We start from the raw sequence: 23,141 nt of genomic DNA on the forward strand, positions 1-23,141 counted from the left end.
GTGGGAACCGCCTCAGTTCGACACTGAGCTGGCTGATTTCACTGCAACCACAGTTTCTTCTTCCGGCTCGCCAAATTGGCTGCCGGCCCCAAGCGCGATGTTCAGGCGCACATAGTTGCGGGCCAGTTGGCGCAGGTTGTCGGCAAGGGCCGTGTCAGCATCTGCAATCCGTTCCTCGGCGCTGATAAGGTCACGAATGGTCGCGCCTTCACGCCTCAGAAGCTCTTGGGTCAGATCCCGTGCTTCGCCGTTCAGGCGCACGCGACGCTGCGATTCCACAACGGCGCTGCGGCTGGCCTGATAGGCGGCAAGGGCGCTTTCGACTTCGCTGACTGAACCCAAAACAGCAGACTGCCAGCCCGCATAGGCTTGTCGGGCCGCGGATTGCCGCGCGGCAACACGGGACTTGTCGCTCTTCATCGGCAGCGACGGCAGGTTCAGGGTCGGCCCAATGGAATATTCAAGCCCGTCCCCGGAACTGGTCTTGCCATAGCCGATCATGCCGCTCAGCGACAGCGATGGGTACATGTTGGCCTGCGCGATGCCGACATTGGTGACGGCTTCATAATAGCTTCGTTCGGCGATTTTCATATCAGGGCGATTGCGCAGGATATCTGCGGGCACGCCGGTTTTCAGGGTTTTCGACGGGCGCGGCTGGCTGGCATTGTCGTCCAGATTGATGCCCAGACGGCCGGGCGCGACACCGGTCAGAACGGCGATCTCGGTTTTGCCGGCGCGGATCGCGGCGATCAGGGCCGGAATTTGCGTTTGTGTTTCGGCCACAAGCGCTTCGGTCTGGACGACGTCCAGCGTGGTCGCGGCGCGTTGGTCAAACAATTGCTTGGTTTGCGTCACCGCATTCCGGCGCGAGGCAAGTTGCTGACGACGCAGGTTCAACAACCGTTGGTTATACCGAAGGTCCACATAGGAATTGGACAGGTTCAACAGCACCGTCAGGCGGGCGGCGTCTTCTTCGGCGTCTGCGATGTCGATACGGGCGCCTGCGGCCTGAATTTGCTGGCGGCGCAACCCATATGGATCAAGCATCCAATCCAGACCAAGCCGGGCGCGGGTGGTATTGCTTCCCGTGCCACCTGGCGATTGCCCATAGCGGTACGTGGCTGTGGGCGACAGGCTCAGAAGCCCCGGAACGGCGTCGCGGTTGGCTTGGGCTTCGATTACCTTTTCTCGGGCGATTTCAAGGTCATAGTTCCCTGCCAGGGCACGCTCGACCAGCTTGTTGAAGACAGGATCCTTGAACCCCATCCACCAGGTATCATTGGCCAAAGGCACCGGAACCGCCTGCGTCGAAACGCTGGAATAAGATTTGGCGAATTTGAAGTATGGAAGTTTATAAGGCTCGTCCGTTGCACAACCGGAAAGCCCGATTGTCGCTGTCAGGACAATGCCCAAGACCGGCGCTTTGCGCCTGCTCATCTGTTTCATTTTGCTACCCGTCTGCCTCGTCAGCCGTCTGTGCGACTGTTGTTTTTACGGTTATTATTGACGGCAGACTGGCACAGAACCTTGTTTTCACCAAGAAATACTGAATTATTTGCAAAACTGCCGGGTCAGGCTGACCAAAAAACCACAACCTGCAAACATGAAGCGGGCCTTAGCCTTCGCGGAAAGCGCGTCTGAGCTGCTGCAAGAATGGCTCGGTCAGATAGGTCAGAACCGACCGTTCACCGGTTTGAAGGAAGGCTTCGACCGGCATTCCGGGGATCAGTTCGACATTGCCAAGACGTGCGATTTCTTCGGCGGGCAGGGTCAGATCAATGCGGAAATAAGACCGCCCGGTCTGTTGGTCATCGACAGATGTGGGCGAAATGCCCGCCACGGTCCCGAACAGTTCCGGCGTGGTGCGTTGGTTGAAAGCCGGGAACAGCACTTTCGCCACCTGCCCCACAAACACCTGATCAATCGACTGCGGGTCCACCTGCAACTTGAACTCGACCCCATCGGACAATGGAACAATCTGAGTAATTGTGGCCTCGGGCGCTACAACCCCACCTTCGGTGGTGGCCTGAAGTTCGTGGACGATCCCGTCGGTTGGAGCAAGGATGTCGATCCGCTCCAACTGCTTTTCGACGGTCACGATTTGCAGGATCAATTCCTCCCGTTCGGCGGTGGTGGTGCGCAATTCTGTCACCACCTGTTCCTTGAATTCGCGATCGGCTTGCAGGATCTCAAGCTCCGTATCGCGGATCGAGTTATAAATCCGTGCCAATTCTGACTGGTGCTCGGCGATCTGCCCCAGCAGAGAGGATTCTCGCCCCTGTAATTCCAGCAATTCACTTTCGCGCACCAGCCCTTGTTCGCTCAACCCCTGCTTGGTTTCCCTCTCCTGACTGACATAAGCCAATTGGTCCTGTTTGGCGCTGATCTGTGCTTCAACCCCGGAAATCTGATTGCGGAATTGCAAGATACGTTCCGCCAGTTGTTCCTTGCGACCGTTCAACACCTCGCGTCGGGCCACAAAAATCTCGCGCTGGCCTTTGAAATGCTGGGTCAGGTCGATATCCGGCAGATAAGGGCTGTCAATATTGAAGACGGGCGCTGCGAGTTCCTGATATTCTGCGTCCAGCCGGGCTTCGCGGGTGACAACCTCGGACAGACGGTTGCGATAAATCTCAAGATTGATTTTCAGCAGGCTGGGATCGAGCCGCAGCAGCACGTCGCCCTTGCGCACCACATCGCCGTCTTTGACCAGTATTTCCTGAACCACGCCGCCATCCAGGCTTTGCACCTGCTTGGGCAGGCCGCGCACGACCACCTTTCCCGGCGCGATCACCGCGCCGGTGATCAGCGTTGTGGACATCCAGACAAAGGCCGAAACCAGCAGTGCCAGACTGGCCAGCGCGCCCAGATAGACGGGAGTCGCCAGACCGGTCTTGATCGGCGCATGAGGGGCGGATACGGGATTGGCCATCGCCTATACCTCGAACACAGAGCTGGGGGCGGCAGTGGGCCGCTGTGGTGTGGCGTGTTGCAGCACGTCTTCCTTCAATCCGAACCGGCCGACTTTGCCTTCGTGCAGGATCAAGATCTTGTTCACGGCCTGAATGACACTGGGACGGTGCGCCATCACCAAAACGGTGCAGCCTTTCTTGCGCATGCCGATGACGGCACTGGCCAAAGCCTCGTCCCCTTTCGCGTCGAGGTTGGAGTTCGGCTCGTCCAGCACCAACAGACGCGGGCTTCCGTAAAGCGCGCGCGCCAGGCCAAGACGTTGTGTCTGCCCGCCCGACAAGGGTTGTTCGGTGGTGCCCACATAGGTCGTATAGCCCTGCGGCATCTTCAGGATCATGTCATGCACACCCGCAATCTGCGCAGCCTCGATGACATCCTCGTCGCGTGCATCAGGGTCAAACCGCGCGATGTTCTCGGCAATGGTGCCGGGCAACATTTCGACCCGTTGCGGCAGATAACCGATATGCCCGCCCAAATCTTCATTGTGCCATTGGTTCAGCGTCGCACCGTCCAACCGAACTTCGCCGTGGTCGGGTTGCCACAAACCCACAAGAAGCCGGGCAAGACTGGATTTGCCCGCCGCACTGCTGCCGACAACACCCAGCCCGTCCCCCGGTTCAAGTTCGAAGCTGATCCGTTCCAGAATGCGGGGCCGGTCGCTGACCAACGAGTTTTTCGGTGTCAGTTTCGTGACGTTCTTCACCACCAGATGCCCCTTGGGCTCTGGCAGATCGAAACCGCTTTGCGGGTCGGGAATGTAATCCATCGCATCTTTCAAACGGCGATGCGCATCGCCCGCCCTGCCGATCGTGCGCCAGTGAGCGATCACCTGATCGACAGGTGCCAATGCGCGCCCGGCGACGATCGAGGTCGCGATGATCATCCCGGCCGAGATTTCCTGCGCCAGCGCCAGATAGGCCCCGACGGTCAGCAAAGTGGATTGCAGCAGCAGCCGGAAGGACTTGGAAAACGCTGCCACGATCTCGGACCGATCGCCGCCGGTTTGATAATGGCCCAGGCTGTTTTGATGCAGCCCGCTCCACCGGTCCGTCACCTTGTCCAGCATCCCAAGGGCCAGGACGGCTTCGGCATTGCGACGCGTGCGTTCCACGAATGACCGCTCGACCCCTTCACTGTTTCCGGCGTTCTTGATGGGATCGCGCGATGCGAAGCGGTTGATGATCGCCGCAATGATCACGATGATCGCACCCCCAACCGTCAACCAGCCCAGCCACGGGTGGATAAAAAACACGACCGCCAGAAAAATAGGGATCCACGGCAGATCAAACAGGCCCAGAATGGCGGGGCTGGCCAGAAAGGCACGGATAACGGCCAGATCCTGCACCGGGTTGTAATGTTCCTTGTTGTCCACAAATCCTGACCGCAGCCAGAAGCCAAAGGCATCAGCACCAACCGCCTGATCCATCCGGTAGCTTGCGCGCGACAAAAGCCGGGCGCGCAGAAATTCGTAAACACCCAGAAAGGCGTAAAGGATCACGACGATGACAAACAGCCCCTGCAACGTGGCAACGGACCCGCTGGACAGCACACGGTCATACACCTGAAGCATATAAAGCGGACCCGTCAGCATCAGCAGATTGATCGCGGCACTGAACAAACCAACCGTCAGAAACGCCCGGCGCAGGCGCGAAAGCTCTTTCTTATAGGGATTTTTCTTGGACTTCACAGAAAACTGTTCTGACAATCAATTATTCCCATAGGTATCTGCGTCGATAATGCGACCAGTTTGTTCACATGTTCGGGGTGATGCAAGAACTGAACAATGGTCGTGGTCAATTAGTCCAGTGTTGTGCAAAAAACAACGCGCCGCGGATCATCCGGGGCGCGTTTGTTTTGAAGGCCGCTGTGGTTCGAAATCAGACGGTCAGCTTTGCGGCTCGTCAGAACCATTCAGGATATAGTCGCGGATCAAACGCAACATGGCGATGCTGACAAGCGCCGAGGCCGTGCCAACGGAACTGTAGAACCAAAGCGCCATCCAGATCGAATAGCCGTTCAGAAGGGCGGCGATGGCTGTGCCAAGCCCAACAAGCATTCCAAGACCAAGAACACCAATTACCATGTTCAACTCCCGTCCATGCGGTTGATCGCCAAGCTGCGCGACCTCGCAGAGATCATTCCTTCGATTCCATTACGCTCCACCTTGCGGAGCATTCGTGGCACAATTAAGGCGCGAGCGCCTGTTCTTCAGGGTTGAAAAACGATAGCCGCGGGTCGCAGGGGTGGCGATGCGCGGCAGTTTGTTCCGACCTGAGTGGTAATGACACTATACATGAAATCAACCAGTGCGGGAGTCCCGCCAAACAGAAACTTTTAAACAAGCGATACAGTGCCGATCTGCCGCGCGCGGTTCATTGACTGCGACCCGCCAGATCGTCGCGCCGAAATATTCGAAAGAATATATCGCAATTCGCCTAGCTGTTGTTTCCACGCGACTTTTTCCGACGGTTTTTATCGGGTGCCCCTTTGGTCTTTTTGGCAAAAACCTGACCCGCTTTCCTGTTGTCTCGCAGCCACATTCAAAAACAGCATAGTCTGTGACCCGCGACACACCCGGTCTGCAAAACCGAATCACTTTGCCGGTTTATGGCGCCGGGAAGCGGTCCTCTTGGGCAGGTTCACGGACCCTGAGCCGCAGCAAAAAGGTCAAGACATAGCCCTTGAGCCACAGAAATCCGGCCTCTTTCAATCCCCGAATGGCCCTGCCCCGCTGTATTCACGCCCGTTTCACGCTGTGATTACGGCTATGGCCCAGTGTGCCATCAGGGTTATCATCCGTGGGAGTGCACAATTGTTATCAGAGCATTTTTTGCAAGAAATGCCGAGTTTGGGTAGTATTTCGAAACAATCTTTTGTGCTTGCCACAAAGGTTTCCGAAGGAACACCAATGGACGCTGATCATTCCCGCCAACACGACCTGGACATCTTCTTGTTCGGGCCTCTGGCCGTGCAAGATGGGGCTGGCAACCACTTCACCCCGAAAAACCAGAAATCCAAGGCTGTTCTGGCCATGTTGGCCCTTGCCCCGCGCGGGTCGCGGTCACGCGTCTGGTTGCGCGACAAGTTGTGGAGCGACCGGGGCGAGGATCAGGCATCAGCCAGTCTGCGTCAGGCGCTGCTCGACATTCGTAAATGCTTCGGCGCGGATAAGAAGGACATTCTCAGCGCCGATAAATACTCCGTCTCGCTGGACCTGTCGCGCATCCGCGTTGATGCCATCGACCTGATGGACAAGGTGGAACAGGGCGAAGTGACACCGCCCGTCGGTCTCGAAGCGGTTTCGGAGCATTTTCTGGAAGGGTTCGACATCTGCGATCCCGAGTTCGAAAGCTGGCTGACGTTAGAACGCCAGATTTGGGAACAGCGGCTGGTGGATCACGACAGTGACAACAAAGCCGAAACCCCGCCTGAAATGTCAGCCGATGCTTTGGGCCTGTCGCGCGGCCCGTCTTCGCCTGATCCCGTGATCAGCGCGCAGATGAACGTCTCGGACCTTACCCAGCCCAAACAGGCGGCCACATGGGCCATCGGGGTGCAAAGTGGCATGGCCGGGGATGCACATGCCGGGCTTCTGATTGACAAACTGACCCGAAACCTGCGCGAAATGGGCCGTGTGCCCAGCGTGCGCACCTTTGAAAACCAGCCCTTGTCGCAAATGCGCAGCGAGTTTGGGCAGGTCGAAATCCCGTTGGTTCTGCGGGTGACGGAACTTGACCAAGGCCCGTCGGTCCGCCTGTCGGTCGAGCTTTTGACAGGCAAGGATGGCGTGACCGTCTGGTCGTCCAGTCAGGCTTTCGCCCCCAACGATTTCGCCCAACCCGCCTGCCCGGCCCTGAACGGGCTTGTATCGCACGCGGTGATCCAGATCGGGCGTCATTTGCAAATGCACGCAACCAGCCCGCAAATGGCAGGCGCCGGGCAATTTATCGAATGTATCTATCAGATGTTCGGGCTTTCGGTGAACGAGCTGTCCAGCGCCGAGGACAAACTGGCGCATCTTTTGAAGGTGCAACCCAACGCGCAAACCTATGCGTGGATGGCCTTTGCCAAGTCTTTTCAGGTTGGCCAACGGTTCACGCCCGACGCCGCCGCGCAGATTTCCGAAGCGCAGTATTACGCGACCCGCGCGCTGGAAGAGGACGAGTTCGACCCGCTCGTGCTGTCCCTCGCCGCGCATATCCATTCCTATCTGTTCAGCGAATTTGACATGGCCGCGTCACTGTTCGAACGCGCATTGAAGATCGACCCCGAACAGGCGATCGGCTGGGATCTTTACGCCACGATGAACGCCTATGCAGGCGACACGCGGAAATCTCTGGCCATGGCATCCTGGGCGCAGCATTTAGGGTCTAACACGCCGATCAGTTACTATTTCGACACCACGAAATGTATCGCCGCCGCCTTGGCGGGCGATCATACCGCCGCCATAGAAGCGGGCGAAAAGGCGCTGGTGCAACGACCCAAGTTCAACTCGATCCTGCGCTATCTGATTTCCAGTCACGCCCATCTTGGCAACGTCCAGATGGTCGAAAGCCTGCGCCACAAACTGGTCGAAATCGAACCTGATTTCTCGACCGGAGTGCTGCGGGGATCGGGCTATCCGGGGCTGGCCACGGAGGGCGGTCGCCAGTTTCTTCTGGGGCTGAGCAAGGCCGGATTTGACCGTGATTAACAAACAGGGGATGACATGATGAAAGACCGGGCCGACACGATCCATGAATGTGGCTCTATCGCTGAATTTCTGAGCCTTGCGCAGATCACCGTAGGCCCAAATGGCCTTCAGTTTGATGATGCCACCGACAAGATCGCCGAGATCTCGGTCGAAAGCCGCACAGGCGCGCAGGGCGCAGGCGGCGTCAGCGCAGTCAGGATGGTTCTGAACAAATCCGCCTTCAACAAATCGGCGCTGAACAAGAATAAAAACAAGAACAAGAACAAGAACAAGAACAAACTTCAGGCCCCAAGCGCCCAAGGGGCCAGCGGCGCCTTGATGCCCACGGACGCCCTGTTGCGTCTGCACCGTGCTGGTGCTGCCGATCTGGGCGCACGACTGCCGGATGAATGGACCAACATCACCCTGCCGCCGCCGCCCGGCCCGGATCACAGTCGGTTGGAAACTCTGCTGCTCTTGGCCATGCAGCGCAATATCGACGAACGCAAAATGCGTATTCCCGATATCATACAAGAAGCTACGCTGGATCTGACCGCCTTCACCCGCCCGCTTGGCATTGACGGGCTGTCGGGGTTTGAAAACACCGAGGCGCTGTTTCTGGAACTTTTGACCGTCACTGAATATATCGGGCTTTATTACAAGGGTCTCTTCGGGCGGCTTCGACCCAACCAGATTGAACCGCGCCTGCGTCCCGTCCTGCCCAACCCGGCGCACGAGGCCTATCCCAGCAACCATTCCTTCCAGTGTCACACGCTGGCCTTCGCGTTCAACACGATCCTGCCGGAACATCCCGCCACGCAGGTCTTGTCCGAAGCCGCGTTGAACGTGGCGCAAAACCGGGAATGGGCCGGGCTGCATTATCCCAGCGATACGGCTGCCGGACTGCTTCTGGCGAAACGATTTGCACCCCTGTTCGCCGAGGCTTTCGCCGACCGCTATCAGACCGTGCAGCAAGAATGGATCTGAGGGGCCGAAGAATATGAACACCGCAATCTCAAAATGCGCCGGGGCAGAGCAAGTCGAGGAAAGCAGCTATTATTACCTGTGGCACCTTGTGTCGCTGGGCGTGCTGACGCCCGACAAGGCGCAGACGGGTTTTGCCGATACGCTGTGGGACACTCTGGCGGCCAGGGCCGAGGCGACGCCTTCGACCGTTGTTCTGATCGATGTCGGATGCAGCTTTGCCCACCCGAACCTGAAAGACCGGGTCGATGCAGCGCGCTCGCTCGACTTCACCGGAACGCCCTATGGGGCGCGTCTGGCGACTGGATCGAGTGGCGAGCAGAAGAACTTTGCCGGGTTGTCGGTCGATGGCTTGCATCTTGACGGGCTGGACGCTGATGAACGCGCGATGTTCGATGAGGTGGTCCAGCATCTGACCGACAGCACCGGCGAGCTGCGCCCCTTTGGCGACACCGAAGCCAGATTTGCGTCGCATGGCACCGCCGTCAGCGGACTGATCGTCGGCGGGCCGGAACATTGCTGCGCGAAGGACGATAAACCCTCGGTCGGGGTGATCCCCTATTTCGGGGTCGATCCGTTTTCAACCCTGATTTCGCTGCGCACCGGGTTTGACAATGACCCGCTGCAATTCATCGCAGCCCTGCTTTATGCCTGGCACCAAAAGCCCGACGTGATCGTGATGCCGCGCGGCTTGCCGGACCCTGACGCTTCGGTCGTGACACCCAAGGACGATTTCAAGGCCGAGCTGCAAAGTTGGGCCAATCGCGAAGCCGCCGACCTTCTGCACCGGATCGAAGTGTTGACCGCCAAAGCCTCGCCCCATGATCCCACCGCGCCACAAGTGTCCGAAACCGGGCGCCACCTGTGGCATGTGGTGCAGGCGCTGTTCATCGCGATCAGCAAACACGTTCCCATTGTCTGCGCCGCTGGAAATGAAGGCGAAAGCCAATTGCTGTTCCCCGCCAATCTTGCAAATCGTGAAAACGGCATCATCGCCGTGGGGGCTGTGTCGGGTCAGGGCTATCGCTCTGGCTATTCCAATTATGGTGACGGCCTGACGCTGGTTGCCCCGTCAGATGATATGGAGGTCTTCAACCGCCACCAATTGCGGGAAACGCCAAAACGGGTGGACAAGATCGGGTATCTGAAACCCGACAGCGCGATGGCAGTGTCCTATAGCCGCAAGGGATTGCTGAGCACCGACATTCCCGGAAGTTTCGGATATGACGGGGCGGGGAACGAAGATCCAGACATGCCAGTCGAGCTGGCGAAGAGCGGGTTCTACACTCAGTTTGGCGGCACCTCTGGCGCCTCGGCGCTGGTCGGCGGTGTGGTGGCGCTGGTGCGCCGGGCCGAACGGTTGTCGGGCAGCGGCAAGGGTCCACGCGACGGGTGCGATCTGAAAACGCTTCTGATGACCACTGCGCGTCGTGACATGCCGATGATGGGCACAACGTTGCCCCTGAAATCCGACTGCATGAATGTTGCCAATGAAGACGCCGACGCGTTCGAGACTTTTTTTGGCGCCGGGCTGATTGACGCCAAAGCCGCGGTGATCGCCGCGCTGAACTGAACCGCGACAAGCCGCCAAAGCCGCCGGCCATGACCCCGGCGGCTTTTTCTTGCGCACGTCCCGCTGAATTCACGCAAATCTGCCCGAAATTCACGTTTAATAACGCAATATTCACGCCACCCTTTCGCCCCGTTTATGCCCCGGCGTCATATTATACAGGCGTTCTGAGGAACCCGTTTGGCGAAAGCCATTTTTATCACCTGTTCCTTTCCAAACCCCAGGCTGGTTTCTCAGTTCGCACCAGAGATTCAGACCCAAGACCCGATGATACCAACCCGATAACCGACCTGATGAACCGAGGTATGACCATGCAAAAACTGGACCCGAAACTGAAAGACCGGATGGAAAGTCTGACAGGAAATTCTCATCCCGTGCTGATCACCTGCCATGATGATTGCAATCTTCTGATGGATCACCTGAACAAGAACGGTGTCATGGTCGACGACAATATGGCCGAGATCCAGTTGCTCGTGGCGGATCTGACATCGCGACAGATCGAAGATCTGCTGAACCATGATACGGTCGCCCAGATCGCACTGGACGATGATGGTAGCGTGTTCCAGTAACCTTCGCCGTGCGGCCGTCATCGGCAATGCCGGTGCCGGTGGGCCGCACAACGCAGGCGATGGAACACACGTAAACGGGTCGGTTTCTCCCGCCGACCCGTTTTCTTGTTACCGCGGCATGGGTGTCTGATCCGTCAGACCCAGACGCGGTTTCAACGCGTCCAACCCATCGGCCAATGCGTCAACCACCCCGGCTTCGCGCATATGGGCGCGCATCGCGGCGTTCAGCCCGCCTTCGGTCGCAAGACTGTCCAGCAGATCGGTAAAGGACGTTTCCGGGTTCTCGGTCATACTGCGCAGAAAGCCTGCAAACACCGTCGCCAAATACTGCTCCGATGCCGTTTGATCGCCCGTCAGCGCCGCCAGCCAACGCGCCCCTTCACGCATCTGATCCAGGATCGGCGATGCCAGCGCCGTGGCCGCGAAATGCGCGTTCAACGCAACCTCGGACTGGCAGGGTATGATCATGTCGGTATCCGCAAACAGACTGCGCAACGCCATGCTGTCAGGATAGACCGGCAAGGCCGAGCCGCCCACCGCAATCGACGGCAGCGGGATCGTGATCGCGATTTCGTTCACCGGTGCGCACAACGTCCTTAGATCGGCCAACGGGACATCCACCATCACCGAGATCACCCGGTGATCGTCGCGGAAGGGCAGATCGGGCACGACCTTTCGTGCCACGTCTGCCAGCAGACACAGAAAGACGGTGTCGCTGTCTGCAACCACCTGATCGTTCGGGGCGATGGTCACATCGCTGAACTGCGCGGCCAGCGCCGCCGCCATCGCGCCGTTCCGTTCGGACACGAGGATCTGATGCCCGCGCCCGGTCAACCCGGCCACCATCGCCGCCGCGATCTCGCCCGTGCCGATGAACCCTATGCGTTCCATGCGTCGTCCTTCCTAAGCGGGCGCGTCCTGCGCGATCATCCGCGCCACGTCCAACATCCGGTGCGAAAAGCCCCATTCATTGTCATACCAGCCAAAGACCCGAAGCAGCCCCCCTTGCGACACCGAGGTTTCTGGCCCCGACAGAACAAGGCTTTCCGGCCGCATCCGCAGATCGCTGGACACGAGCGGCTCGTCCGTCCAGCCCAGAACATGCCCGTCGGCGGCTGTTTTCAGAACCGCGCGCGCTTCGGCCACCGATACCTCGCGCCCGGTGCGCACAGTCAGGTCAATGGCTGAAACACTGGCGGTCGGCACACGGATCGCCCGCGCCTCGACCCGCCCGGCCAGATGGGGCAACACCTCGCCCACCAGTTCATGGGCGCTGGTGGTGGTTGGCACCATGGACAGCGCGGCTGCCCGCGACCGCGCCGGATCGGCACGGGGCTTGTCCACTGTCGGCTGACTGCCAGTGTAACAATGCACCGTGGTCATATGCCCGCCAATCACGCCCAGTTCGTCATCAAGCAGTTTCAGCAGCGGGGCCAGCGCGTTCGTCGTGCAAGACGCGTTTGACACGATTCTCTGCCCCGTCAGCTTTGCCTCGTTCGCGCCCAGAACGATGGTCACATCCGCCTCGTTCGACGGGCCGGAAATCAGCACATTGCGCGCCCCTGCCTGAAGTCCACGTTCCGCCACCGCCCGTTTGCCCGCCATGCCGGTGCATTCCAGCACCACATCCACATCCGACAGGTCCATTGTGCTGATGTCAGACAGTCCGTGAAACGGAATCACCGTGCCGTTGATCGACAACCCGCCTTCCGATGCCTCGACCTGCCCCGCGAAGGGGCCAAATACGCTGTCATATTTGAACAGATAGGCGCAGGTGTCCAAGGACTCGATATCATTGATGAACGCGACCTCGAAATCCGACGGCGCGGCAGACAGGATCCGCAGGATCGACCGGCCAATGCGGCCAAAGCCGTTCAGGCCAATACGCGTTTTGCGCGGGGAGGAGGGGGACATCTGAACCTCGTCATCTGGGTGATGGGTCCACAGAACGCGAAAGCCGGGTCAGGTGCAAGGGGCGGTGTGAAATCTGCGGGCGTTGACGAATGCTCACGTTTGCGTTTGCCGGATGGACGAAGGGGGCGCATCCGGGTCAAATGGCAAAAGGCCCGATCAGAGGGCAAGGGGAATGGGAAAGATCTGTCGATGTTGGACGCCTATGCACGCAAACTGATTGACCCGCCGCTGAACGTGGCCGGGCGGGGTTTGGCACAGCTTGGCATAGGAGCGAACGCGGTGACGCTTGCCGGGTTGGGTTTTGGTCTGGCAGCGGCAGGGGCCGTTGCGATGGGTGCGTTTACGGTGGGTTTGGGCCTGATTCTGGCCTCGCGCCTTTCCGATGGGTTGGACGGAGCCGTGGCGCGCGCGACCCACAGAACCGACTTTGGCGGCTATCTGGATATCACCTCGGACTTTCTGTTCTACGGTGCGGTGCCGTTGGGGTTCGTGCTGTATGATCCGCAGACCAACGGAATCGCAGGCGCGGTCCTTCTTTTGTCCTTCTACGTCAACGGGGCGAGCTTTCTGGGCTATGCCATTCTGGCCGAGCGGAAGGGCATCGGCACCCAGGCCCAGGGCGTCAAATCGCTTCACTATTCGAACGGTTTGCTGGAGGGGACCGAAACCATCGTCTTCTTCATCCTTCTCTGCCTTCTGCCCACATATTTCGCGCCGCTCGCGTATCTGTTCGGCGCACTTTGTTTTGCCACTGCGATCTTGCGCGTCTGGGGCGCGTATCAGGCGTTTGGCGACATCACAACCGACCGACAGGAGACCTGATGAAACACCTTGCCCTTGCCGCCAGCCTGACCTTGGGCGCGCTGACGCACCCGGCCCTATCAGACCCTAACCCAGCCGATTGGGACGCGATCGAGACCGAAGCCCGTGGCCAGACCGTTTATTGGAACGCCTGGGGTGGCTCGCCCACCACCAATGCGTTTATCGACTGGGTCGGCGACCAGGTCAGCGGACGGTTCGGTGTGACGCTGGAGCATGTGAAACTGACCGACACCGCCGATGCCGTCACCCGCGTGCTATCGGAAAAGCAGGTGGGCAAGGACACGGACGGTGCCATTGACCTGATCTGGATCAACGGGGCAAATTTCGCGTCGATGAAAGAAAACGGCCTGCTGTTCGGCCCGTTCGCGGAAGACCTGCCCAACTGGCAATTTGTCGATGTCGAAGGCAAGACCGTGCGCACCGATTTCACCGTTCCGGTTGCGGGGTATGAGGCCCCATGGGCGATGGCGCAGGTCGTGTTCATGTATGACACGGCGGACATTCCGACCCCCCTGCCCTCGGCCGCTGAAATTCTGGACTGGTCCCAGGCAAATCCCGGCCGCTTCACCTATCCCCAGCCGCCCGATTTTCTGGGCACAACGTTTCTGAAGCAAATGCTTGTGGAACTGGCTGACGATCCTTCGGTGCTGGCTCAGCCCGTCACGGACGACACCTATGACACCGTCACCGCGCCGCTCTGGGACTTCCTCGAAGATCTCACGCCGACCCTGTGGCGTCAGGGCCGCGCCTATCCCGCCAACGGCCCGCGCCAGATCCAGTTGATGAATGACAACGAGATCGACCTCGCGATCAGTTTCTCACCTTCCGAGGCTTCGACCGCCATAGCCAACTATGAATTGCCTGCCACAGTGCGAACTTTCGTTTTGGACAAGGGCACGATCGGCAACGCGTCCTTCGTGGCGATCCCCTATAATTCAGGCTCCAAGGCAGGTGCGATGGTGGTTGCCAACTTCCTGATGTCGCCCATCGCGCAAGCCCACGCGCAAGACCCCGAAGTGCTGGGCTATGGCACCGTCCTCCATGTCGGTGCCCTGCCGCCCGAGGACCGCGCGCAGTTTGACGCGCTTGACCTTGGCATCGCGACGCTGACGCCCCAGCAACTGGGCGATGTGCAGGACGAACCGCACCCCAGCTGGATGACCCGCATTGCCGAGGATTGGCAGGTTCGATACGGCGTGCAATAGACCCTGACATGGCCCAAACCCGAAAGTTCCTTCACCTTCCCTTGTTCCCGGTGCTGACCGTTCTGGTTCTGCTGGGGCCGGTGGCGGCAGGGCTGTGGGGCACTTTGCTTCCGGCCTTCGGGCATCTTCCGACAACAGGCCGGACGGGGCTGACGCTCGATATATTTCGCACGCTGTTCGACTGGCCTGGCTTTGGCCCGGCGGTGCGCCTGTCGGTGGTCACGGGGCTGGCCGCCGCAATCCTGTCGCTGACGATCACCGCGCTGATCCTCGCTGGTTGGGCGGGCACACAGGGCTTTCGCGTTCTGGAACGTCTTCTGTCCCCTTTCCTGTCTGTCCCCCACGCCGCCGCTGCCTTTGGGCTGGCTTTCCTTATCGCCCCGTCCGGCTGGATCGTGCGGCTGTTTTCGCCGTGGCTGACCGGCTGGGACCGCCCCCCCGACCTGTTGATCCTGAACGACCCGTGGGGGATATCGCTGATTCTGGGTATGGTGATGAAAGAGGTGCCGTTTCTGCTTCTCATGTCCATCGCGGCATTGGGCCAGATCGACGACCGCCGCCGCTTGGCTCTGTGCCAAAGCATGGGCTATGGCCGCATCCTTGCCTGGCTTGTCGCGGTGTTTCCCGCCGTCTATGGTCGCATCCGCCTGCCTGTCCTGGTGGTGCTGACATGGTCCATGTCGGTCGTTGACGTGGCGGTGATCCTTGGTCCGTCCACACCACCGACCCTTTCTGTGCAAATCGTGCGTTGGATGTCGGACCCCGACCTTGTCTTCCGCCTGCAAGCCGCCGCTGCGGCGCTGGTTCAACTGGCGCTGGTCATCGGTGTGGTCGGGTTCTGGTTTCTGGGTGAAAAACTGGTGGCGCATCTGGTCTGTATGCGGATCGAGACGGGGCGACGGGGACACCGCGACCGCCCCTTGCGCATGGCGGGCTTTGCGGCTGGCACAGCGATCTCAGGCGTTTTGCTTTTGGGGCTTCTCAGCCTCGCCATCTGGTCCGTTGCCGGGTTCTGGACCTTCCCCGACCTGACCCCCGACCAATTCACCACGCGCAACTGGATGCGGCACAAATCCGGCAGTCTGGATGCATTTTTCGAAACGATGCTGATTGCCGGCATCGCGGTTGCCATCGGCATGGTCCTGACCATCGGCTGTCTTGAAACCGAGCACCGCCGCAATCTCCGTCTGACCCAGCGGGGGATGTGGCTGATCTATCTGCCCCTGATCGTGCCGCAAACCGCGTTTCTTCCGGGGCTGCAAACCTTGTTTCTGTCGCTTGGCCTGGATATGGGGCGCGGGCCTGTCGTTCTGGCGCATCTGGTCTTCGTGCTGCCCTATCTGCGCCTGTCGTTGGACGGCCCTTGGCAGGCATGGGACAACCGCCAAGCCACTGTCGCTGCCGCCCTTGGGTCCGGCCCCAACCGCGTGCTGTGGTACATTCGTCTGCCGATGCTGCTGGCGCCCCTGCTGACGGCCATCGCCGTCGGGGTCGCGGTGTCCGTCGGGCAATATCTGCCGACGCTGCTGGTCGGAGGTGGCCGCATCGAGACGCTGACCACAGAGGCCGTCGCGCTGGCCTCGGGCGGCGATCGGCGTGCGATCGGCGTATTTGGCCTGATGCAGACCGCCGCAGCTCTGGTGCCCTTCGCTCTGGCTTTGACTCTGCCCGCCCTGATATGGCGCAACCGAAAAGGGCTGTTGCATGGCTGACGGACTGCATCTGAATCAAATCGGTATCAGACATTCGGGTCACCGCCTGATGTCGATCAACACCCATGTCGCCCCCGGCGAAGTCGTGACCCTTATGGGACCGTCGGGCGTGGGCAAATCCACTCTACTTTCCGCTGTGATAGGCACTCTTTCACCCGAGTTCACACTATCCGGGCAAATCCATCTGAACGGGCGCGACCTGACCGGACTGCCACCTGATGAACGCTGTGTCGGCATCCTGTTTCAGGACGCGCTGTTGTTCCCGCATCTGTCGGTGGGGGCAAACCTTGCCTTTGGTCTGGCCCAGGGTGGAACGCGGGCGGAACGACGCGCAAAGATCGACGCCGCGCTGGCCGAGGTGGGGCTGGGAGGCTTTGCAGATCGTGATCCCGCCACCCTGTCCGGCGGGCAGCGCGCGCGGGTTGCCCTGATGCGGATGCTGTTGTCCGAGCCGCACGCGCTGCTGCTGGACGAGCCGTTTTCCGGGCTGGACGCTGAACTTCGCGGTCAAGTGCGGCAGTTGGTGTTCGATCACGCCAAGGCGCGGGCCTTGCCGGTGCTTTTGGTCACGCATGACGCCGAGGATGCTGACGCGGCAGGCGGAAAGGTAATTGTGCTGGAATAGGGTCTGGCATCTCCGGAACACCGACCGGCGCAATTACGGTGCGGTACACCGGGTCATGGTGGTCCAGAAAGTTCGTCTGATCCGGCCCTGTCAAGATTGCCTGCACCCGTGCTTGGGCCTCAGCGTTCCCGCGTATGGCACTTCGCCATCGGCTTCATTCAGCCCAGCATGGTGAATGACGAGAATGCAGAATTCGGACTGCGTGATCCGGGAATATGTCCTGATTGATTCTTGGGCGTAATCGCCCCACTGTGCGCGTTCAAACGATACTGGACCGCCGAAGGACACCGATGTCACATCTCGATCTTCACGATCCTGTCCCGAACGTCGAATGCTTGATCGTGATTGCGTCGATCCGGACCGAAGAGGAATGCAGACTGTTCCGGTGTGGGCGTTTCGGCTCGGGCGCGGGGCAAAGGCGACGATCCGGACGTCCACACCGCTGCAATAATGACGATCTTTGTCACTCCGACCACCGGATGGTCGCATGTCGACCCGACGAACGGCACTCTCGGAGTTTTGGCCAATATGTGGCTCTGACCCGGCACTTCGTCACTGTTTCCTTACGTTGGACCCACCCCATCGTCACGGTGCAACACCGCAAGGTTATCCATGCCTGACACCCCTGCCCCCACCGTTCTGGCCGCCCGCAATGCGGTGATCGCGATGTTCGTTCTGAACGGCACGCTGTTTGGCCTGTGGGCGTCGCGTATCCCCACCGTCTCGGTCAAGCTGTCGCTGGACCCCGGCGCGCTGGGGTTGCTTCTGCTCTTGATGGGTGGCGGTGCGATTGCGGCATTTCCGCTGGCAGGCCGCTGGGTGGACCGCCATGGCGCGGCCACCACCACCGTCTGGGTCGGGGCCATTCACGCGCTGTCAATCCTTGGCATCGGGTTGGCCCCGACGGTTTCAACCCTCGCTGCCGCGCTGTTCTTTTTTGGCGCAACACATGGCGCGATGGATGTGGCGATGAACTCTTGGGCAGGTGCGGTCGAACGACGCCTGCCCCGCCCGATGATGTCACGCTTCCATGCCTCTTGGTCCGTGGGCGCGGGGCTTGGGGCGGCGTCAGGCTTCGTCGCGATCAAACTGGGACTGCCGCTGCTGGCCCACGGCGTGTTGGTGATCGGCGTGGTGGCCGCCGTCTGCCTGTGGCTGGCCGTTCCGCCCGCCACGTCGCCCCTTTGGGCGCCGGCACCGCGTATTGATGCGCCGCATGCACCGCTGTTCACCTTGCCCAAGGGCCAGCTCGTGCTGGTCGGCCTGATCGCCATGTGTGCGTCACTGGGCGAAGGGGCGATGGCGGATTGGGGCGCGATTTTCCTGATGACCACGACTGGCGTTTCCGAGGCGTCGGCCGCCATCGGGTATGCTGTCTTTTCCGTGGCGATGGTGATCATGCGATTGGGCGGAGATAGGGTCACATATCGCCTTGGGCCGATGCGCACCGCACGGCTTGCCGGTGGCACCGCCGCGCTTGGGGCCGGGTTGGCCGTCGGCATCGCCACCTATCCGGTCGCACTGGTCGGCTTTGCGCTGATGGGCATCGGCTATGCGGTGATCATGCCACTGGCCTTCAGCCGCGCCACCAACGACCCCATTCTGTCGCCCGGCAAGGCGGTTGCCAGCCTCGCCACGCTTGGTTACGGCGGGCTTTTGATGGGGCCACCGGTCATCGGCTTCATTGCCGAAGTCAGCTCGATCCGGGTCAGCTTCGCCTTGCTGATGGCTTTGGCGGTGCTGATGGCGTCGCTGGCTCCGGCGCTTAGACAGCCCGACCCTTAATCATCCTCCGACACGATCGCAGGCCGATAGGGTTGATCCGCCTTCTTGAACAGCACGTAAATCGCCGGGATCACCAGAACCGTCAGCAAGGTCGATGATGCCAGCCCGAACAGAAGCGAGATCGCAAGCCCCTGAAAGATCGGGTCGGTCAGGATCACCGATGCCCCGATCATCGCGGCAATCGCGGTCAACAGGATCGGCTTGAACCGGATCGCACCGGCGCGCAGCAGGGTTTCGCGCAGGGGTTCGTCCCCTTCGGCCCCGTGACGGATGAAATCCACCAACAGGATCGAGTTGCGCACGATAATCCCCGCCAGCGCAATGAATCCGATCATCGAAGTTGCGGTGAACGCGGCATCGAACACCCAGTGTCCGAACACGATCCCGATGAAGGTCAGCGGAATTGGCGTCAGGATGATCAACGGCACCCGGAACGACCCGAATTGCGCCACCACCAGCACATAGATCGCCAGGATCGCCACCCCGAACGCCGCGCCCATGTCGCGGAAGGTGACATATGTGACTTCCCATTCGCCGTCCCACAACAGGGTGGGGGTGGCATCGCTGTCGGGCTGACCATACAGACTGATTTCGGGCTTTGGCACCTCGGCACTCCAGGGTCGGTCGTCCAGCGCGTCTTGCACAGCGATCATTCCGTAGATCGGCGCTTCGAAATCACCCGCCATTTCGGCCATCACCATTTCGGCAAAACGCCCATTGTGCCGAAAGATCGGATAGTTTCCGGCCTCTTCCGTGACCGTCACAAGATCGCCCAGCTCGACCACGCCCCGGTCGCCCGGCAACAGGTTTGCGGGCACAGGGGTGGACGCCAGACGCTCGGACCAGCTCAGCTCGCCACGCGGCAGGGCCACACGGATTTCGGTCGGGTCGCGCCCCTCGCCGCGATGGGAATAGCCTACGGGCATCCCGTCGAACAACACGCGGATCGTGTCATAGACATCGCTTTGCAGGACGTTGAAATATTCCAGACTGTCCTGATCAATCGCCAATCGCAGACGCGGGCGGGGTTGGCCGAAGCTGTCTTCGACATCCACCACATAGGGCACGGCGGCGAAGGCTTCGCGCACCTCGCGCGCCACCGCCCGCCGGGTGTCGGCATCGGGACCATAGATCTCGGCCAGCAAGGTCGCCAGAACCGGTGGCCCCGGCGGTATTTCAGCAATCTGGATCGAGCCGCCTTCGGGCAGGTCCATATCCGCCAGCATTTCACGTGCCGCCAGGGCGATTTCGTGGGACGAGCGGTCGCGGTGACTCTTTTCTTCAAGATTAACCTGTAAATCGCCCAGTTCTGGCTGTTTTCGCAGGTAATAATGCCGCACAAGCCCGTTGAAGTTGAAGGGTGCCGCCGTGCCCGCATGAAGCTGGATCGAGGTTGCTTCGGGCAAGGCGGCCAACCGCTCCGCCGCTTCGGTCAGCACACGCTCGGTCCGTTCAAGGCTGGTGCCTTCGGGCATGTCCAGAATGACCTGAAACTCGGATTTGTTGTCAAAAGGCAGCAGCTTCACGACCACGGTGCGGTCGAAGAAGAAGGTCATCGAGCCGCCGGTCAGAACCAGCACCACGACCAGGAACACACCTGCCCGCCAGCGGCTGGCAATCACAGGCGCGGCAATCCGGCGGAACAGACGTCCCAGCACGCCTTCGCTGTCGTGGCCATGCCCGCCAGCCTCTGCACCGCCGCGCCCGGCGATCTTCAGCATCAGCCACGGGGTCAGGATCACGGCAACGAAGAAGGAAAAGATCATCGCAGCCGACGCATTGACAGGGATCGGCCCCATATACGGCCCCATCAGGCCCGACACGAACAGCATCGGCAAAAGTGCAGCCACCACGGTCAGGGTGGCGACGATGGTGGGGTTGCCCACCTCGGCCACAGCCTCGATCGCGGCGGTCACGCGCGAGCGCCCGTCGCGCATCGCCCAGTGTCGCGCGATGTTTTCAATCACCACGATGGCGTCATCAACCAGAATACCGATGGAAAAGATCAGCGCGAACAGTGACACCCTGTTGATCGTATAGCCCATCATGTTGGACGCAAACAACGTCAGCAGAATGGTGGTCGGAATAACGATGGCGACCACGATACCTTCACGCCATCCAATGACAAGCGTCACAAGCAGCACGATAGAGACCGTGGCAAGGCCAAGGTGAAACAGCAGTTCATCGGCCTTCTCATCGGCCGATTGACCATAGTTTCGGGTGACTTCGACCGCGATATCCTCGGGGATCAGACTGCCACGCAGAAGCTCCAGCCGCTCCAGCACATGTTCGGCAACCAATACGGCGTTGGCGCCTTCGCGTTTGGCAATTGCCAGCGTCACGGCGGGCAGGCGCGTCCAGGCTGCCGCGGGATCGTCGCGGGTCATCGTCCAGGTGCGCGCGTCCACGGGTGCGCCACCAACGACGATATCTGCCACATCGCGCACATAGACGGGACGTCCGTCGCGGGTGGTCAGTTGCAACAGGCCAATATCCGAAGGGCCGCGCAAGGTCTGTCCCGCCGTCACCGTCAGGCTGCGGTCCAGTGTGGTAACGGTGCCTGCCGGGAAGGCCTGGTTGGCTTCGCCCACGCGCGCGGCCAGTTGTTGCAGTGTGACACCATAAAGGGCCAGCCGTTCGGGATCCGGTTCAATGCGGATCTGGTCCGTGCGCCCGCCAACGATATAGGTCAGCCCTACATCCTCGACCGACATGAGCGAGGCGCGCAACTCCTCGACCAGAGAATACAGCGCACGATCGTCCCAATACTCGGCCGCGTCCGGCCTGGGCGACAGGGTCAGCGCGACAATCGCCACGTCATTGATACCGCGCCCGACAATCAAGGGCTGCGATATGCCCTGCGGGATGCGGTCCATATTGGCCATGATCCGTTCGTTCACACGCAGGATTGCGTCATCTGGATCGGTGCCCACGTCAAACCGGGCAGTGACCATCACGCTGTCATCCGCCGTCTGGGAATAGACATGTTCAACCGCATTGATCGAGCCTAGGATCGCCTCAAGCGGTTCTGTCACCAGTTCGACCGCATCGGGCGCGTGCAGCCCGTCGGTGCGCAGCATCACATCGACCATGGGGACCGAGATTTGCGGCTCTTCTTCACGTGGGATGACCGCCAGTGCAATCAATCCCATCGCCAGCGAAGCCAACAGCAAAAGCGGCGTCAGGGGCGAGCGGATGAACGCCTTGGTCAGACGCCCGGAAATACCCAGTTTCATGGCTGCACCAGTTTGTCGCTTGCCGACAATCCTGCAAGAATTTCAACACCGTCGCCGGTTTCCTCGCCCAACAGAACCACCACGTCGCGCGTGCCGTCTGAGGTTTGCAGGGTCACGAAATCATTGCCGAACCGGGTGGAGACAAGGTCGCGGGGAATGACAATGCCCTGCCGCGTATCGACGGTCACATAGACCCGCACGCGTTCGCCCACAAAGAAGCTGCCCAGCCCGTCCACCTCGGCATCTGCCGTGATGCGGCCATTGGTGATCTGGGGATAGACCTGCCGGATCACGCCGGTCTGGGCGACTTCGCCCCCAAGTGCGGCCCCGGCGATTTCGATCAGGTTGCCTTCGGCGATGGATCGGGCATGGCGTTCGGGCACGTTCAGGCGCAACAGATAGTGATCTGATGCGATGATCGCCACCGGCTCGCCCGGCAACATGACGCTGCCGCGCGGGGCCAACACGTTCAGCACACGACCTGCGCCGGGGGCCAGCACCTCGCCTTCCCGCTGTTGCTGCACCAACACGTCGCGCGATTGGCGGGCCGAAGCCAACCGCCCCTCAAGCACCGCCACAGCGGTTTGCGCCTGATCCACGCGGGTTTGGGCGATGATGCCACGCGCCAGCAAGTCCTCGGCCCGCCGCAGGTCGTCACGTGCCTGTGCCAGTTCCGCCTCAAGCGATGTGGCCTGCGAAGTGGCCGCCGCAATCTGCGGTTCCATCTGTTCGTTGACCACCCGCGCCAGAACGTCACCTGCCGCAACCATGTCGCCTTCGTCAACCATCAGATCAACAATCGTGCCGCCGATCCGGGTCCGCGCGGTCAACGTATCGACGCTTTCCACCGTGGCGAACACCGCCTTGCGGTCTGACAGATCGGTGGCCGTCACCTCGTAAGTCTGGGCCATCACCGGCCCGGCAAGAAAAAGGGAAAGAAGCAGTGGTTTTAACATATCGACGCCTTTGGTTTGGGCGGGTTTCTGTCTGCGTCCGGCATTGGGCAGCCAGTTGCGCTTGACTTTCATATTAGCAAAAACTAAATTAGTAAACACTAAAATATTGTCAAGTTGG

Annotated in this window: 17 protein-coding genes; 9 read left to right on the forward strand and 8 right to left on the reverse strand. The window is 60.4% G+C overall.

The window, feature by feature from the left end; translation table 11 throughout:
- Window positions 1-12: 12 nt before the first annotated feature.
- The 4 genes from AC13C8_RS02035 to AC13C8_RS02050 all read right to left on the reverse strand — a co-directional run bounded on the left by AC13C8_RS02035 (window position 13) and on the right by AC13C8_RS02050 (window position 5,056).
- On the reverse strand, window positions 13-1,437 hold the full coding sequence (locus AC13C8_RS02035) for an efflux transporter outer membrane subunit (RefSeq protein WP_177179408.1): 1,425 nt from the start codon (window positions 1,435-1,437) through the stop codon (window positions 13-15).
- A 178-nt stretch (window positions 1,438-1,615) separates the two neighbouring features.
- Entirely contained in the window at window positions 1,616-2,932 is a 1,317-nt protein-coding gene (locus AC13C8_RS02040) for an HlyD family type I secretion periplasmic adaptor subunit (protein WP_482846257.1), read from the reverse strand.
- 3 nt (window positions 2,933-2,935) lie between these two features.
- Window positions 2,936-4,660: a type I secretion system permease/ATPase gene (locus tag AC13C8_RS02045; protein ID WP_177179409.1), complete on the reverse strand. Its 1,725-nt coding sequence runs from the start codon at window positions 4,658-4,660 to the stop codon at window positions 2,936-2,938.
- Window positions 4,661-4,858: 198 nt separating this feature from the next.
- Window positions 4,859-5,056, reverse strand: coding sequence for a hypothetical protein (locus tag AC13C8_RS02050; protein ID WP_091433393.1), 198 nt, complete (start codon window positions 5,054-5,056; stop codon window positions 4,859-4,861).
- Window positions 5,057-5,881: 825 nt separating this feature from the next.
- Here AC13C8_RS02050 and AC13C8_RS02055 point away from each other — a divergent pair.
- From AC13C8_RS02055 to AC13C8_RS02070, 4 genes are all read left to right on the forward strand, one after another.
- Window positions 5,882-7,666 carry an AfsR/SARP family transcriptional regulator gene (locus AC13C8_RS02055; RefSeq protein ID WP_482846259.1) on the forward strand — a complete coding sequence of 595 codons (1,785 nt, stop codon included), beginning with the start codon at window positions 5,882-5,884 and terminating at the stop codon, window positions 7,664-7,666.
- Window positions 7,667-7,681: 15 nt separating this feature from the next.
- Entirely contained in the window at window positions 7,682-8,632 is a 951-nt protein-coding gene (locus AC13C8_RS02060) for a phosphatase PAP2 family protein (RefSeq protein WP_218142265.1), read from the forward strand.
- Window positions 8,633-8,645: 13 nt separating this feature from the next.
- Entirely contained in the window at window positions 8,646-10,202 is a 1,557-nt protein-coding gene (locus AC13C8_RS02065; RefSeq protein ID WP_482846260.1) for a S8 family serine peptidase, read from the forward strand.
- A 290-nt stretch (window positions 10,203-10,492) separates the two neighbouring features.
- Window positions 10,493-10,768 carry a hypothetical protein gene (locus AC13C8_RS02070; RefSeq protein ID WP_482846261.1) on the forward strand — a complete coding sequence of 92 codons (276 nt, stop codon included), beginning with the start codon at window positions 10,493-10,495 and terminating at the stop codon, window positions 10,766-10,768.
- 108 nt (window positions 10,769-10,876) lie between these two features.
- On the opposite strand, the gene AC13C8_RS02075 is transcribed toward AC13C8_RS02070, so the two are convergent.
- Window positions 10,877-11,659: an NAD(P)-binding domain-containing protein gene (locus tag AC13C8_RS02075; protein ID WP_482846262.1), complete on the reverse strand. Its 783-nt coding sequence runs from the start codon at window positions 11,657-11,659 to the stop codon at window positions 10,877-10,879.
- Between the two features lie 12 nt (window positions 11,660-11,671).
- Window positions 11,672-12,682 carry a type I glyceraldehyde-3-phosphate dehydrogenase gene (locus AC13C8_RS02080; RefSeq protein ID WP_482846263.1) on the reverse strand — a complete coding sequence of 337 codons (1,011 nt, stop codon included), beginning with the start codon at window positions 12,680-12,682 and terminating at the stop codon, window positions 11,672-11,674.
- Between the two features lie 189 nt (window positions 12,683-12,871).
- On the opposite strand from AC13C8_RS02080, the gene AC13C8_RS02085 reads away from it, so the two are divergent.
- The 5 genes from AC13C8_RS02085 to AC13C8_RS02105 all read left to right on the forward strand — a co-directional run bounded on the left by AC13C8_RS02085 (window position 12,872) and on the right by AC13C8_RS02105 (window position 18,831).
- Window positions 12,872-13,504, forward strand: coding sequence for a CDP-alcohol phosphatidyltransferase family protein (locus AC13C8_RS02085; protein ID WP_091433411.1), 633 nt, complete (start codon window positions 12,872-12,874; stop codon window positions 13,502-13,504).
- Window positions 13,504-14,709 (forward strand): ABC transporter substrate-binding protein, encoded by a 1,206-nt coding sequence (locus AC13C8_RS02090; protein WP_482846265.1) that lies wholly within the window; start codon window positions 13,504-13,506, stop codon window positions 14,707-14,709. The genes AC13C8_RS02085 and AC13C8_RS02090 overlap by 1 nt, the downstream gene beginning before the upstream one ends.
- Window positions 14,710-14,717: 8 nt before the next feature.
- The gene (locus AC13C8_RS02095) at window positions 14,718-16,421 is read left to right on the forward strand and encodes an ABC transporter permease (protein WP_482846266.1); all 1,704 of its coding nucleotides are present in this window, start codon (window positions 14,718-14,720) and stop codon (window positions 16,419-16,421) included.
- Window positions 16,414-17,046 carry an ATP-binding cassette domain-containing protein gene (locus AC13C8_RS02100; RefSeq protein WP_482846267.1) on the forward strand — a complete coding sequence of 211 codons (633 nt, stop codon included), beginning with the start codon at window positions 16,414-16,416 and terminating at the stop codon, window positions 17,044-17,046. The genes AC13C8_RS02095 and AC13C8_RS02100 overlap by 8 nt, the downstream gene beginning before the upstream one ends.
- Before the next feature lie 612 nt (window positions 17,047-17,658).
- Window positions 17,659-18,831 (forward strand): MFS transporter, encoded by a 1,173-nt coding sequence (locus AC13C8_RS02105; RefSeq protein WP_245744802.1) that lies wholly within the window; start codon window positions 17,659-17,661, stop codon window positions 18,829-18,831.
- Here AC13C8_RS02105 and AC13C8_RS02110 read toward each other — a convergent pair.
- A complete protein-coding gene (locus AC13C8_RS02110) occupies window positions 18,828-22,067 on the reverse strand; it encodes an efflux RND transporter permease subunit (RefSeq protein ID WP_482846268.1) in 3,240 nt (1,079 codons plus the stop codon). The genes AC13C8_RS02105 and AC13C8_RS02110 overlap by 4 nt on opposite strands.
- On the reverse strand, window positions 22,064-23,095 hold the full coding sequence (locus AC13C8_RS02115; RefSeq protein ID WP_482846269.1) for an efflux RND transporter periplasmic adaptor subunit: 1,032 nt from the start codon (window positions 23,093-23,095) through the stop codon (window positions 22,064-22,066). Before AC13C8_RS02115 ends, AC13C8_RS02110 begins: the two co-directional genes overlap by 4 nt.
- Between the last annotated feature and the right edge of the window lie 46 nt (window positions 23,096-23,141).

The organism is Aliiroseovarius sp. B-4 (assembly GCF_056857795.1).

What these genes read in the sequence shown, in the direction of transcription:
- AC13C8_RS02035 (WP_177179408.1), bottom strand. Translation starts at nt 1,437, where the DNA reads ATGAGCAGGCGCAAAGCGCCGGTCTTGGGCATTGTCCTGACAGCGACA.
- AC13C8_RS02040 (WP_482846257.1), bottom strand. Translation starts at nt 2,932, where the DNA reads ATGGCCAATCCCGTATCCGCCCCTCATGCGCCGATCAAGACCGGTCTG.
- AC13C8_RS02050 (WP_091433393.1), bottom strand. Translation starts at nt 5,056, where the DNA reads ATGGTAATTGGTGTTCTTGGTCTTGGAATGCTTGTTGGGCTTGGCACA.
- AC13C8_RS02055 (WP_482846259.1), top strand. Translation starts at nt 5,882, where the DNA reads ATGGACGCTGATCATTCCCGCCAACACGACCTGGACATCTTCTTGTTC.
- AC13C8_RS02060 (WP_218142265.1), top strand. Translation starts at nt 7,682, where the DNA reads ATGATGAAAGACCGGGCCGACACGATCCATGAATGTGGCTCTATCGCT.
- AC13C8_RS02065 (WP_482846260.1), top strand. Translation starts at nt 8,646, where the DNA reads ATGAACACCGCAATCTCAAAATGCGCCGGGGCAGAGCAAGTCGAGGAA.
- AC13C8_RS02070 (WP_482846261.1), top strand. Translation starts at nt 10,493, where the DNA reads ATGAACCGAGGTATGACCATGCAAAAACTGGACCCGAAACTGAAAGAC.
- AC13C8_RS02075 (WP_482846262.1), bottom strand. Translation starts at nt 11,659, where the DNA reads ATGGAACGCATAGGGTTCATCGGCACGGGCGAGATCGCGGCGGCGATG.
- AC13C8_RS02080 (WP_482846263.1), bottom strand. Translation starts at nt 12,682, where the DNA reads ATGTCCCCCTCCTCCCCGCGCAAAACGCGTATTGGCCTGAACGGCTTT.
- AC13C8_RS02085 (WP_091433411.1), top strand. Translation starts at nt 12,872, where the DNA reads ATGTTGGACGCCTATGCACGCAAACTGATTGACCCGCCGCTGAACGTG.
- AC13C8_RS02090 (WP_482846265.1), top strand. Translation starts at nt 13,504, where the DNA reads ATGAAACACCTTGCCCTTGCCGCCAGCCTGACCTTGGGCGCGCTGACG.
- AC13C8_RS02095 (WP_482846266.1), top strand. Translation starts at nt 14,718, where the DNA reads ATGGCCCAAACCCGAAAGTTCCTTCACCTTCCCTTGTTCCCGGTGCTG.
- AC13C8_RS02100 (WP_482846267.1), top strand. Translation starts at nt 16,414, where the DNA reads ATGGCTGACGGACTGCATCTGAATCAAATCGGTATCAGACATTCGGGT.
- AC13C8_RS02105 (WP_245744802.1), top strand. Translation starts at nt 17,659, where the DNA reads ATGCCTGACACCCCTGCCCCCACCGTTCTGGCCGCCCGCAATGCGGTG.
- AC13C8_RS02110 (WP_482846268.1), bottom strand. Translation starts at nt 22,067, where the DNA reads ATGAAACTGGGTATTTCCGGGCGTCTGACCAAGGCGTTCATCCGCTCG.
- AC13C8_RS02115 (WP_482846269.1), bottom strand. Translation starts at nt 23,095, where the DNA reads ATGAAAGTCAAGCGCAACTGGCTGCCCAATGCCGGACGCAGACAGAAA.